The following is a 13,186-nucleotide window of genomic DNA, read 5'->3' on the forward strand; positions in this document are numbered from 1 at the left end:
TTCATGGTTATATTAATGAGAAGAAGAAACTTTCGGCTCCCCCGAAGCAGAAAGCACCTTCATTTGACAATGCTTACAGTCAAACTCCAGACGGAAACGTTTTCCATCCGCACTGACCAGACAGTAAGGTTCCTTATAAGGAGAACGCACCTTATGATAAGTGGGACACCATCCCATGCTATATCGTAAACAGTGTTTACAGAACATCAATACGGCATCCTCAACCGGAACTTTCTCAAAAGCGGGAGCAATGCGTTGCACCCCATGATTCTGATAGAAAGAATAAGCTCCGTCATTCATCACATTACCCAAATAGGTAAGTTCTGAAACCGGAAAAGAATGATGTGTCTCCGGCAATTTATATAATTCCCGGCGATAATTGATGCGGCGGGCTTCCAAGAGTTTCTCTACTCCCGAACGGCGCAATTCGGCAAGGACAGAAGCAGGGATAAACCAATTCTCACTAAAGTCGATATCAATGCTTGTCGGTTCGAAAGGCGTATTTCCCAATTTGCCCAACTGGGTACGAAGATTATCGGTCTGCGGAGTGCGCGCCAATTCTTTCTCGCGCTCCAATACCACACTGACACTGTTATCGTCTTCATCCGTCAATGTCAGCGTAAAACCGAAATTATTCTCCGCCAATACCAGAGCAACCGACAACTTGCGTTCGGCGGATTTGCGTTGCATCTGCTTGTCAAACTCCTGATCAAAGTTACGGTAAAGCAGCGTGCGAGGCTTGATACGAGGCATCTCCTGCGGGAACAGTTTATTGTTCTCCACCCTATTAATGCGGAAACCCTGCAATTTTCCGGCTTCATCCAGATAACACACCCCATCACCGTTATTGAACGATTTCACCCCGGCCACAGTCAAATAGTTTCCACGGATTTCCTTTACCGTCCCCATCTCCTCGCCCAGCGACTTCGGAGTATCAAAAGAAAAGATATCCTTGTTGCGTTCAAACAGGAAATAATTAGTAAACCCGCGACTGAAACTCTTGTCCAACTGTGGCTTAAAGTCCGTTTTCACCGTTCCCGACGAAGCACGGATATATTCTGTGCGACGTTTAAAGACAGCATCCAATTTCTTGCGATAATAAGCCGTCACATTCTTCACATACGAAACATCCTTCAAACGCCCTTCTATCTTCAAAGAAGAAGCACCGGCATCCAGCAACTGTTCGAGTTCTTCACTCTGATTAAGGTCTTTCAACGAAAGCAAATGCTTATTACGCACAATGACTTTCCCATCCGCATCCACCAGGTCGAACGCCAAGCGACAGAACTGTGCACATTCTCCCCGATTGGCACTGCGCCCGAAACAGGACTGGCTGACATAACACTGTCCGCTATAACTGACGCACAGTGCTCCGTGCACAAACACTTCAAGCGGTACTTCGGGAACCACCTCATGTATCTTGCCAATCTCGGGCAACGAAAGTTCACGCGCCAACACAACCTGACGAAACCCCGCCTCTGCCAGAAACTTCACCTTTTCGGGAGTACGGTTATCCATCTGCGTGCTGGCATGAAGAGGAATGGGCGGCAGGTTCAACTCCAACAGTCCCATATCCTGCACAATCAGTGCATCCACACCGGCACGATACAACTCCCATATCATTTCTTCCGTATCCTTCAACTCTTCATCGCGAAGGATAGTATTGACAGTCACATAGATTCGCACATTATACAAATGAGCGTACTGCACCAATGCCGCTATGTCTTCCAAAGAATTTCCGGCCGCCGCACGTGCGCCAAAACGGGGAGCGCCGATGTAGACAGCATCGGCACCATGGTCGACAGCCGCCATACCGCACTCCAGGTTCTTGGCAGGAGCCAGCAATTCTATCTTTCGTTGTCTAATCATCGTATCTGAGTTATATCAAATGGAGTTTCCTGATATACGTAATAATTCAGCCAGTTGGAGAACAATAAGTTGGCATGTCCGCGCCAGCGCACCAAAGGCGCATTATCCGGGTTGTCTCCACGGTAATAGTTTCTCGGCATTTCAATAGGAAGCCCTTTGCCCAAATCGCGTTTGTATTCCGTATCGAGCGTATAAGGCGAATATTCGGAATGTCCGGTGATAAAGAACTCACGGCCGTTGCGGGCCATTGCCATATAAACTCCCGAATCATCCGACTCGGCTATCAAGGTGAGGTCTTTCACCTTCATAATATCTTCACGGCGCACTTCAGTGTGACGGCTGTGAGGCACAAAAAACACATCATCGAACCCACGGAAGATAGGCAATCCCTGCACATTGACATGATGTTCAAAGATGCCGAACATCTTTTTATCCAACGGATATTTAGGTACTCCATAAAAATGATAAAGCCCTGCCTGTGCCGCCCAACAAATATAAAGCGTAGATGTGACATGAGTACGCGCCCAATCAAAAATAGTCGTGATTTCGTTCCAATAAGTCACCTCTTCATACGGCATCTGCTCAACGGGAGCACCGGTCACAATCATGCCGTCATACGTTTCGTTACGCATCAAGTCAAAATCACGATAGAAGGCTTTCATGTGCTCCACCGGTGTATTCTTTGAAGTATGACTTTTGAGTTTCATAAACGAAATTTCCAACTGAAGCGGTGTATTGGAAAGCAAACGCACCAAATCCGTCTCTGTGGTTATCTTCAACGGCATCAAATTCAATATCACAATCTTCAACGGACGGATATCCTGTGCATTGGCACGCGAATTATCAATAACGAAGATATTCTCTTCTTTCAGTAATTCGATGGCAGGTAGTTTATCGGGTAAATTTAATGGCATTTTCTTATCTGTTAATTAGTTGCAGGTGCAAAATTAAAAAAATCCCGCCACATATCCTTGTTAAACCGACATTTGAAACAAACAAAATAACCATAATTGATATTTCGTGACCTCTGTGCAGCCCAACAGACGGAGCCCATGATATCAAATCCAACAGTCCGTGCAATAAAGAAATATTGCAGAAATTCTTTAGAATATTACTCCAATCATTCTTTTTTCATAAATTTACAGCGGATATCTCTATAATACCACTGCCTGCACCGGTATAGGGAAGAAGATAGATGGCATTGCTGAAGAGGAAGTTATTACGAGGCATCGAAGTGCCATTGGTTATATCTTCCACTTGCAAGCCGTTGGGCAAAGTGCCCGGACGGTGAATCTCCACTCTGAGAGATACCTTCTCCACCCTATATTCTATGATAAACCTCATCGAAGGGAACTCTGCCGCGTTCGCCCCAAATTCCTTTGTTGCCATCCCGGATGCCGCAAGGTATGACCATATTAATGCCTGCACCATGAGGCAGTTTCAATAGTTTCTTCATCCGCCTGCTGTCAAAACCTTCCAATGGACAAGTATCGTATCCTTCGTTTGCCATAGCGATCATAAAAGTTTGGGCGGCAAGCGCACAGGATTTATTTACCGTCACACGCATGTCACACTCGGATACTTCCAGCATCATAGGTCGGAACAGGCTGATGGTCCTTGCCAAGATTACCCTGAAAAGCCCCAATAGGCCAAAGAACCGGGCATAGATGAAGGGCATGAGTTTACCATAATATAACTTCCGATCCCTGATGCGTTTCTCTTGGCGTTCCTTCGGGCTGTTCCGCCGGATGTTCCCTTCTTCAAAGTCAAGGACGAAGCGTGCACGCTTCCTATATAAATCCTGACGGGTGACAAAGACGACTATTTCGGAAGCTGTAGAGGCAGCCGACTGGTCAAGACAGGCATGAGCTATTTTCGCCATCAGTTGCGAGTCCGTTATTTGATAGAACTCCCACAACTGCATATTGGAGCTGTTGGGAGCCAGCGCAGCCAGTTCCAGGCAATGCCTTACCTTTTCCGGATCTACCGGTTTGCTTCTGTCAAACTTCCGCACAGACCGGCGAAAGTTCAATACTTCTTCTAAATTCATTTCCTAATCAACTTTTATATGTTTGCCTCATTTAACCGGTTCATAACCACTTCTGCCATTTTCTTGGAACTGAACGGATTCTCTCCGGTTATCAGATTGCCATCAATGACTACTTTTGAAGTCATCGGAATCAAAGACTTTTCATAGTGGGCGCCTCTTTTTTTCAACTCAGCTTCCAAATCGAAAGGCACTACCTTTTCACGTCCCGCCAAAACTTCTTCGGGCCAACTGAATCCCGTAAGGTTTTTATCCTTTATCAGATACTCACCATCGGATTGCCGCACATTCAACAATCCACAAACGCCATGACAAATGGCAGCTACCATCTTTCTGTTTTCATACTGTTCCCTTATAATAGCCTGCAAAACCACATTATCCGGGAAATCATACATTGAACCATGACCTCCTGCCAAATAGACACAGTCGAACTGTTTTCCGGCAACTTCATCCAAACTTTCAGCATGCTGTAACGCATCCTTAAACTCGGGATCATTCCAACATGTTTTAGTTATTTCATCCATAAGTAAAGATTTCAAACTCTCAGGATCAATAGGAGTATCACCGCCCTTGGGACTGGCAATGGTAATTTCTGCTCCCTGTTCTTTAGCGCGATGATAGATGTGGGTAAGTTCACTCAACCATAATCCGGTTTTCAGATTTTTATCCGCAAATTCACTATCTCCGGTTACTACTGCCAATATTTTCAAGTTTGCCATATCTATAAATTTTATGGGTTATGTCAATCATAACATAACCCCTACACTATTGTATCTCAGCCGGATAAATCATTAATATTATTTTAATTACTTTCTCCGTTTTTTCATTGTCCTTATAACAATCCAATAGAAAAAGTAACCGGATATTAACGCCTTACAGGTTGTTCTTATAGATATTCGCCATCACCTTCTGGTATTGGTTCTCTATCTGCATATACGCCTGAAGATTCTTATAAATACTTTCGGTTTCCACAAAATATTCAATCAGTGAAATTTGTCCTTCGGTCAATGCCTGCTTCAACAAATCCAAAGAACGGTACATCAAGGGGACATCATACGCTTTTATGGCATCCTTCAACTGCTGCATTTCATTGAAAAGAGACATCAGAGAAGCCTCAACCTGATCTTTAGCGTTCTCTTGCATCAACTGTGCACTGATAGCCTGCGCCTTGGCTATCTTTACCTTTTTACGGTTCTGAAACAAAGGCAAGGAGCCCCCTACCACAAAACCATTCATCGAAGCCACATCATCCGTGTTACGACGGAAACCGACTTCCAGTTTAGGCAACCAGCCTTGGCGGTCTACCGAAACCTGCTTCTCGGCGGCACGAGTAGTGGCAGCAGCGGTCTGCAAGTCAAGGTCTGATGCCACCACTTCATCCCGCATGGTATTGTAATCATTGATTTCCTGTATGGAAGGATAAGTGGTTTCCGCAAATTCCAAAGGCATGTTGCCGTTCATGGCAAGCAGAGATTGCAAAGCAGTACGGTGGGCCGCACTGTTTTGGGCAACTTCCGTCTGTACATTCATACGCTCCATCTTGATTTTGTTTACTTCCAGTATGTTCGCATCACCGGTGGTCAGACGCTTTTCATAAAGTGCCTGCAATTCATCGGCATTCTTCATGCGGATATCCATCAATGTCTTTTCCTGATTCAACAGAATAAGGTCCAGGCAGAGGTTTTTCGCATTCAGCAGGATATCCCTGCGGACAGCCTGTTGCTGCTTGTCCACCGCTTCGTTCTGCAAAGTAGCCTGACGGTTGCGGGTGATGTACTGGGTAGGAAAATCAAAGCCTTGCGAAGCGACAAATTCCGTACCGTGGCCGCCTTCGGCGGCATTGCTGTAGAAAGAACTGTAGCTCACCGTAGGGTCAGGCAGATTGTTGTTTGTACGGTTTTCCATCTTGGTAGCATCGGCGGCGTGCTTCTGTGCCTTGAGTTCTTTATTGTTCTGCTCAATGCTTTTCAAGATATGGTCAATACTCTGGGCCTGCACCAACAAGGGGGAGCAGAGGGCTATTATAAGTAAAATTCGTTTCATATTATTTTCTTATTAAATTGGGACTCTATTTGAAGGTCAAGCTAAGGAAAACATCCATCGTATGGGCAGACCCATGTGTCTGCCCATAGTACGAAAATACCATTTCCCGACTTGACAGCTATGGCATCCAACTCGCCCCACGATGATATATTATTTCTTCTTTCGGTTCATCAGTTCATAAACAATCGGAATGATGAAAGCGTTCAGGAAAGTCGAAGTCAAAAGACCTCCCAAGATTACTTTCGCCATCGGACTTTGTATCTCATTTCCCGGCAAGTCGCCACGGAACGCCAGCGGAATCAAAGCCAAAGCTGAGGATAAGGCGGTCATCAGAATCGGATTCAGACGGTCTAGAGAACCATGCAGAATACTTTCCTTCAGCTCCATGCCACCGGCACGCAGGTCATTATAATGACTGATGAGCAACATACCGTTACGGGTAGCGATACCAAACAGGGAGATGAATCCGATAATGGCCGGAATACTGATTTCACCGGTCGTTATTACCAAAGCAAACACACCGCCAATCAATGCCAAAGGCAGATTCAACAGAATAACTCCACTCTGCGCGGCGCTGCGGAACTGTGTATAAAGCAACAGGAAGATGACCACGACACTCATAAATGAGGTAAGCAGCAATGTGCGGCTGGCCGCCTGCTCACTCTCAAACTGGCCGCCATATTCCACATGATATCCTTCGGGCAATTTGATTTGTTGGTCAATACGTTCCTGAATATCATTCACCACGCTGCGCAAGTCACGGCCGCTGGTATTGGCGGAAATCACAATCTTACGCTTTACGTTCTCACGGCTGATGGTATTGGGGCCCATGGCAGAAACCACATCGGCTACATAGTTCACAGGAATCTTCTGACCGTCACCGGTGTCAATCATCAAGTTACGCACCTTCTCCATTTCATCGCGCACCTCGTCTTTGGTACGGACAATGAGATTGAACGCCTTGCCTTCCTCATATACCTGTGAAACGACTTCACCCGCCATGTTTACAGATACAAACTCGGCAAAGTCCGGCAAGGAAATGCCGAATTTGGCAAGCATCTCCCGTTTGGGAACAATCTTGAGCTGCGGACGCTCTATTTGTTGTTCCACATTCAAGTCGGCAATGCCTTCCACGCTGCTGATGGCATCCTTTATCTGATTACCGATGGCAAACATCTTGTTCAAATCATTACCAAACAATTTGATGGCAATATTGGCCTTCGTACCCGAAAGCATGGCATCGATACGGTGGCTGATGGGCTGGCCTATCTCAATATTCGCACCGGTGATGGTAGAGAGTTTGGCACGTACATCGGCTACCAATTCCTGACGGGAACGGTCTTTCAACTCAAACGGAGCCTCGATTTCACTCACGTTGACCCCAAGCGCATGTTCATCCAGTTCGGCACGTCCTGTCTTGCGGGCTACGGTCTGTATTTCGGGAATAGACATCAGCAACTCTTCCGCACGATGGCCCATCTTGTCGGATTCTGCCAAGGAGATGCCCGGTAACGAACTGATATTGATGGTAAACGAACCTTCATTGAAAGATGGCAGAAAGCTGCGCCCCAATGTAAAGAATACAACCAACGCCACAGCGAACAGTGTACCCGTAAAACCTAATACAACGGATTTATGATTCAACGACCATAACAAGGCATTGCGGTAATGCTTTTTCATCCATACGGCTATAAACGCTTCTTTCGGCAACTCCTTACCTTTATTATTACCCAACAGATAACTGCACAGCACCGGAGTCAGCGTCAAAGCCACAACCGTAGAAGCAAACAACGCTACGATAAAGGCTATGCCCAGCGGAACCAGCATACGGCCTTCCATTCCGGTGAGGAAGAACAAGGGAACAAAGCTGACTACAATAATCAAGGTAGAGTTCAAAATAGGCATACGCACTTCTTTCGAAGCATTGAACACGACTTCAATCACACTTTTACGTTCCCCTTCGGGCAACAAGCGGTTTTCACGCAGGTGCTTCCATACATTCTCCACATCCACAATGGCATCGTCCACCAACGAACCGATGGCAATGGCCATACCCCCCAGACTCATGGTGTTGATAGTGAGTCCCATATAGTGAAGGGTCAATATGGATACAATCAATGACAACGGAAGAGTAACCAATGAAATAACCGTGGTACGCACATTGGCAAGGAACAGAAAGAGGACAATCACCACAAAGATGGCGCCTTCATACAAGGAATCCTTCACATTGCCGATAGAACTTTCGATAAAACGGCTCTGACGGAAAATATCCGTAGAAACGTGTACATCCGCCGGAAGATTCTTCTGCAAATCCTTTAATGCGGCCTCCAACTGTTCGGTCAGTTCAATGGTTCCTGTTTTAGGTTGCTTGGTCACGGTCATCAGCACAGCAGGTTTCCCCCTCTCTGAAGCAGTACCCAGTTTCGGTTCCTGCGAGCCAATCTTCACATCGGCAATATCTTCCAAGGTAACAGGCACGCCTTCCACCGTCTTGATGACGGAACGTGACAATTGTGCCACATCATGGCTGGAAAGCACTCCGCGGACGATATATTCATTTCCATATTCATAAATTACCCCACCGTTGGCATTCTGATTCATGTTACGGGTGACATTCATCACTTCGGCCAACGTGACATTATAATGTTTCATGCGGGCAGGGTCGAGCAACACCTGATATTCTTTAATATCACCTCCCAGTACGGCAACCTGTGCCACACCTCCTGTAGAAAGCAGTCGCGGACGGATAGTCCAGTCTGCCAGCGTACGAAGGTCGAGCATGGAAGTGGTATCCGAAGTCAATCCGATAATCAGCAACTCACCCAAAATAGAAGATTGAGGCCCCATTGTAGGCTTACCCACATTTCCGGGCAGTTCCTCGCTGACCAAAGAAAGTTTCTCACTGACAATCTGACGAGCCAGATAAATATCGGTATCCCATTCAAATTCCACCCAAACGACAGAGAAGCCATTGGTGGAAGACGAACGCACCCTACGCACATGGGTCGCACCGTTTACGGCAGTCTCTATGGGGAAGGTAACCAATTGTTCCACTTCCTCGGCGGCCATACCGTTCGCTTCGGTCATAATCACTACAGTCGGCGCATTCAAATCGGGGAACACATCGACTTCCGTATGAAAAGCCGTGTAAGTACCGCCGATAAGCAGCAGAACCGACGCTACCAGAACCAAGATACGGTTATGGAGCGAAAAATGTATAATCTTATTTAGCATAGGTACGGCTGATTAATGTTCATGACTATGGGCCGGAATCGCATTGCTGGCCGATGCCAACTTCACTTGATAGGCTCCCTTTGTTACCACACGGTCGCCGGCTTTCAAACCGGTCAGAATCTGCACTTCCTTTCCGTTGCTCGCTCCCAAAGTTACCTCCTGTTTCTTATATCCCTCCTCATCCACTTGCAGATAAATGAAGTACAGGCCTTGTTCCTCGGTCAATGCCGTAACAGGTAAAGTCAATACATCAGGCATTTCCGACGAGAGCAGATACACCTCCACATACGAGCCGGGAATCACATCTCCCCGATTATCAAATTCGAAAGTTACAGGTACATAGAAAGAAGTACCCCCGGATGCCTTACCGTATGAGAGCAGACGTCCTTTCAACTCACCCAACTCATATACCTTATTATCGTATGGAGTCTTGAAGTTGGCCGACTGGATGCTATGCAGATAACCATAATATTTCTCGGAAACATCGGCCCGCAGGAACAGACGACGGTTCTGGGTGATACTTACCAAAGGCTGGCCTACCGATACATAGTCGCCTTCCTGTACCAGACAATTCTTGATGTAACCACCCAAAGGGGCCGTTACCGACACACCGTTCTTGGTCTGGTTCTTCGAAATAGCCTCGTATGCCAATTGCGCATTTTCATAACTCTCCTTGATGGTGTTGAAATCCTTCTGCGATATAATCTGGCTTTCTACCAACTTGGCAGCACGTTCATATTCTTTCTTTGCAGTCTCGTATGCAATGCGGGCACGTTTTACGGGGTCTCCGTCCGGCATGTTCTCTGCAGAGATATTCAGGATAGGAGCACCTTTGCTTACACTCATACCGTCCGTTACCGGATGGCGAAAAGACACCACACCGGCTACATTGGCAACGACTACGCTCTCATCGCCTTGTGCAGCCTGCACCTGTCCGCTGGTGGTTATCACCTGACGGAATGCTTTAGGTTGGATAATTTCCGACTCTACCCCGGCCGCTTTCGCTTTTTCGGGAGTCAAGATGATTTCGTCAGAGTGACCGGCTACAGCAGCTTCCGCTTCATGGTTATGACCTTCGTGACCTTCATTCTCATGGTCGTGGTTTTCTTTTTCGTGGTCATGTCCTTCGTGATTATGGTCATGTCCTTCGTGGTCGTGATTATGTGCTTCCTCCGTTCCATGATTGTGTCCTTCGTGGTCATGGCCCGATTTACTGTTGCAAGAGCCTAAAAGGAACAAGCCCAAGACTCCCATAAAGATAAGTTTCTTCATGATGATATTATTTGTTCTTACTTTTTTAATCTGATGACAAAATTAGGATAATAAAGATGCAACAAAGTTGCGGATAAAAAGGTCGTTTCTATCTGTTAAGCAAGAACATAAGGAGGAGCACGCAACCCCTTGACATGAGGGAGGCATGTGGAATGAAGTTTTTCTAAATAATAAATATCTGGAGTCGTGTTGTGTTCGGCAAGCCGCAATGAAAGCAACAGAATGTCCGGCACCGTGTAAAGCAATGAACAGAAGGAATAGTCCGGTGAAACGCTATTCTGCACCTTATCGGGAGTAATACTCTTGAATTTGGTCACACAACCGGCATTACAAGTGTGCTCGTCATGCGATATATCGTGGTTGTGATGTTCCCCCGAACACTGACAGCCACAGACTGCAATATCATGTTGTAAACAAAGTATCTCACGGTGATGATGATGCGGCAAGACAGATGCCGTTAACATAATGATGCTAACAAGTATCAAAAAATATGCTATGTACCTTCTCCGTTTCATCGCCCGCAAAAATAACGGTTTATTGATTAAAATCCAAATAGAAAGAGAGTTATATCAAAAGAAAAAATATCCGCCGTAGAGGGAAGATTCCCAATTTCACTGTTTTCCGATTAAACTTGTGAAATTCCCAACCTACCCTCTACCGGCGAATATAAAGAATATCTTACCAAATAGAAACCCGTTTCTCCGGTGCCAAATACATCGAATCGTTTTCGGTTATATTGAACGCCTCATACCATGCTCCGATTTGAGGAAGTGCCCCATTCACACGCCATCTGCCCAAAGAATGAGGATCTGATTTTGTCTGTAGACGAATCTGCTCATCGCGTACATTACCCGCCCATACTCCGGCGTATGACAAGAAGAAGCGTTGTTCGGGTGTAAATCCGTCCACCACTCCCAAAGGAGCATCTTTTGTTGCATTCTTAAATGCCTGGAAAGAAACCTGCAAACCTCCATGGTCGGCAATATTCTCACCTAAAGTCAAAGAACCGTTCGCATGTAATCCCGGCAATACCTGAATGCTGTCGAAGAAGTTCACCATTACCTGGGCACGTGTATTGAAACGTTCCGCATCTTCCGGTGTCCACCAGTCTTTCAAGTTACCGTCCTTATCGAATTGACGTCCCTGGTCATCAAACCCATGAGTCATTTCATGTCCGATAACCACACCGATAGCTCCGTAATTGAAAGCATCATCGGCATTCATATCAAAGAACGGATACTGAAGGATACCGGCTGGGAAACAAATTTCATTGGTAGTGGGATTGTAATAAGCATTCACCGTTTGCGGAGTCATTCCCCACTCGTCGCGGTCTACCGGCTTGCCGGCTTTTGCCAATTCATAATCGAGTTCAAACTTAGTGGCACGTTTCACATTTGCCCAATAAGAGTCTTTTTCAACATCCAAAGCCGTATAATCTCTCCACTTATCGGGATAGCCCACTTTCACATAGAAAGAATTCAACTTCTCGATGGCTTTTGTCTTGGTGCTGTCGCCCATCCATTCCAAGTTCCGGATACGTTCGCCCAAAGCAGTCTGCAGGTTCTTAACCAACTGCACCATACGTTCTTTGGCCGCAGCAGGGAAATATTTTTCCACATACATCTGTCCTACCGCTTCACCCAGCATACCGTTCACAGTGCCTACCGCACGTTTCCAGCGCGGCTGGTTTTCTTTTCTTCCCGATAAAGTTTTGCCATAGAAGTCAAAATTCTGTGCCACAAAGTCGTCGCTCAAATAACCGGCAGCCCGATTGATTAACTTCCATTGCATATAAGCAACCTGCTTTTCTACAGGTATGGTATTGATTATCTTTTCCACTTCCTTGATGGGTTCCACTTGAGACACGCTCAGTTCCGTAACACCTTTTACTCCCACCCCACTGAGAAATGCATCCCAATCGATGCCCGGAACAGATTTCTTCAATTCATCCAGCGTCATCTTATGATAATTGGCAGCAGGATTACGCTGTTCCACAGCACTGAAAGAAGCTTTGGCTATGCGTGTTTCGATTTCAAGGACTGCCTCCATATTCTTCCGGGCGGCAGATTCATCAAAGCCCGCCAACTGGAACATCTTTACAATATGTTCCTTATATTTATTACGAATATCTGTTGTAGCCTCATCGGTATCCAAATAATATTCTTTCTCACCCAAACTGATACCTCCCTGATATAACTGAAACAAATTGCTCTTACTGTCCATAATATCGGCATCAACAAAGAAAGTAAAATAAGGGCGTATGCCGATATGAGACAATTCAGCCATCATCGGAACAATCTCCGCCTTGTCTTTTACCGAAGCGATTCTCTCTAAATCAGCTTTGATAGGCTCTATCCCTTCTGCATTCAGTTTGGCACTGTCCATCGCCAAATTATAAATATCGGCAATCTTTTGAGCTACCGTGCCTTTCTCATTTTCCTGTCCGGCAATTTCCGTAATCAGCCCTTTTAACTGCTCCCGATTGTTCTCGGCCAGCATATCGAATGAGCCGAAGCGTGAATACTCGTCTGTCAACGGATGTTTTTTCATCCACCCGCCACAAGCATATTGAAAGAAATCCGCACCCCGGACAACCGTTGTGTCCAAGTTGCCTAAATCTATTCCTGAAGCCATCACAGCCTCTTTCTTGCTTTCACAACCGGCAGCTATCGTCAGCGCCAGTGCAGCCATAGGTAAATAATGTTTTGCTTTCATCTGAAT

At 46.0% G+C, this 13,186-nt stretch carries 9 protein-coding genes and 1 pseudogene; all 10 read right to left on the bottom strand.

What is annotated here, in order from left to right; translation table 11 throughout:
* Positions 1 to 12: 12 nt before the first annotated feature.
* The 10 genes and pseudogenes from IR173_RS11235 to IR173_RS11280 all read right to left on the bottom strand — a co-directional run bounded on the left by IR173_RS11235 (position 13) and on the right by IR173_RS11280 (position 13,180).
* Positions 13 to 1,869 carry a peptidase U32 family protein gene (locus IR173_RS11235; RefSeq protein ID WP_237039691.1) on the bottom strand — a complete coding sequence of 619 codons (1,857 nt, stop codon included), beginning with the start codon at positions 1,867 to 1,869 and terminating at the stop codon, positions 13 to 15.
* A complete protein-coding gene (gene metA, locus IR173_RS11240; protein WP_237039692.1) occupies positions 1,866 to 2,783 on the bottom strand; it encodes a homoserine O-acetyltransferase MetA in 918 nt (305 codons plus the stop codon). The genes IR173_RS11235 and metA overlap by 4 nt, the downstream gene beginning before the upstream one ends.
* A gap of 244 nt (positions 2,784 to 3,027) precedes the next feature.
* A pseudogene (locus tag IR173_RS11245) lies at positions 3,028 to 3,174 on the bottom strand (ATP-binding protein); the annotation flags it as partial.
* Between the two features lie 16 nt (positions 3,175 to 3,190).
* On the bottom strand, positions 3,191 to 3,919 hold the full coding sequence (locus tag IR173_RS11250; RefSeq protein ID WP_237039693.1) for a nitroreductase family protein: 729 nt from the start codon (positions 3,917 to 3,919) through the stop codon (positions 3,191 to 3,193).
* A 14-nt stretch (positions 3,920 to 3,933) separates the two neighbouring features.
* Positions 3,934 to 4,635 (bottom strand): type 1 glutamine amidotransferase domain-containing protein, encoded by a 702-nt coding sequence (locus IR173_RS11255; protein ID WP_237039694.1) that lies wholly within the window; start codon positions 4,633 to 4,635, stop codon positions 3,934 to 3,936.
* Between the two features lie 154 nt (positions 4,636 to 4,789).
* Positions 4,790 to 5,959: a TolC family protein gene (locus IR173_RS11260; RefSeq protein ID WP_237039695.1), complete on the bottom strand. Its 1,170-nt coding sequence runs from the start codon at positions 5,957 to 5,959 to the stop codon at positions 4,790 to 4,792.
* A gap of 150 nt (positions 5,960 to 6,109) precedes the next feature.
* Positions 6,110 to 9,193: an efflux RND transporter permease subunit gene (locus tag IR173_RS11265; protein ID WP_237039696.1), complete on the bottom strand. Its 3,084-nt coding sequence runs from the start codon at positions 9,191 to 9,193 to the stop codon at positions 6,110 to 6,112.
* A gap of 12 nt (positions 9,194 to 9,205) precedes the next feature.
* Positions 9,206 to 10,465, bottom strand: a complete 1,260-nt coding sequence (locus tag IR173_RS11270; protein ID WP_237039697.1) for an efflux RND transporter periplasmic adaptor subunit — start codon at positions 10,463 to 10,465, stop codon at positions 9,206 to 9,208.
* A 95-nt stretch (positions 10,466 to 10,560) separates the two neighbouring features.
* Positions 10,561 to 10,980 carry a DUF6769 family protein gene (locus IR173_RS11275; RefSeq protein WP_237039698.1) on the bottom strand — a complete coding sequence of 140 codons (420 nt, stop codon included), beginning with the start codon at positions 10,978 to 10,980 and terminating at the stop codon, positions 10,561 to 10,563.
* A gap of 163 nt (positions 10,981 to 11,143) precedes the next feature.
* Positions 11,144 to 13,180 (bottom strand): M13 family metallopeptidase, encoded by a 2,037-nt coding sequence (locus tag IR173_RS11280; RefSeq protein ID WP_237039699.1) that lies wholly within the window; start codon positions 13,178 to 13,180, stop codon positions 11,144 to 11,146.
* Positions 13,181 to 13,186 lie beyond the last annotated feature (6 nt).

The organism is Phocaeicola faecalis (assembly GCF_021730445.1).
Taxonomy (GTDB): domain Bacteria; phylum Bacteroidota; class Bacteroidia; order Bacteroidales; family Bacteroidaceae; genus Phocaeicola; species Phocaeicola faecalis.

Excerpts from the sequence above, each read along its gene's own strand:
- IR173_RS11235 (WP_237039691.1), bottom strand. The coding sequence starts at position 1,869 with ATGATTAGACAACGAAAGATAGAATTGCTGGCTCCTGCCAAGAACCTG.
- metA (WP_237039692.1), bottom strand. The coding sequence starts at position 2,783 with ATGCCATTAAATTTACCCGATAAACTACCTGCCATCGAATTACTGAAA.
- IR173_RS11250 (WP_237039693.1), bottom strand. The coding sequence starts at position 3,919 with ATGAATTTAGAAGAAGTATTGAACTTTCGCCGGTCTGTGCGGAAGTTT.
- IR173_RS11255 (WP_237039694.1), bottom strand. The coding sequence starts at position 4,635 with ATGGCAAACTTGAAAATATTGGCAGTAGTAACCGGAGATAGTGAATTT.
- IR173_RS11260 (WP_237039695.1), bottom strand. The coding sequence starts at position 5,959 with ATGAAACGAATTTTACTTATAATAGCCCTCTGCTCCCCCTTGTTGGTG.
- IR173_RS11265 (WP_237039696.1), bottom strand. The coding sequence starts at position 9,193 with ATGCTAAATAAGATTATACATTTTTCGCTCCATAACCGTATCTTGGTT.
- IR173_RS11270 (WP_237039697.1), bottom strand. The coding sequence starts at position 10,465 with ATGAAGAAACTTATCTTTATGGGAGTCTTGGGCTTGTTCCTTTTAGGC.
- IR173_RS11275 (WP_237039698.1), bottom strand. The coding sequence starts at position 10,980 with ATGAAACGGAGAAGGTACATAGCATATTTTTTGATACTTGTTAGCATC.
- IR173_RS11280 (WP_237039699.1), bottom strand. The coding sequence starts at position 13,180 with ATGAAAGCAAAACATTATTTACCTATGGCTGCACTGGCGCTGACGATA.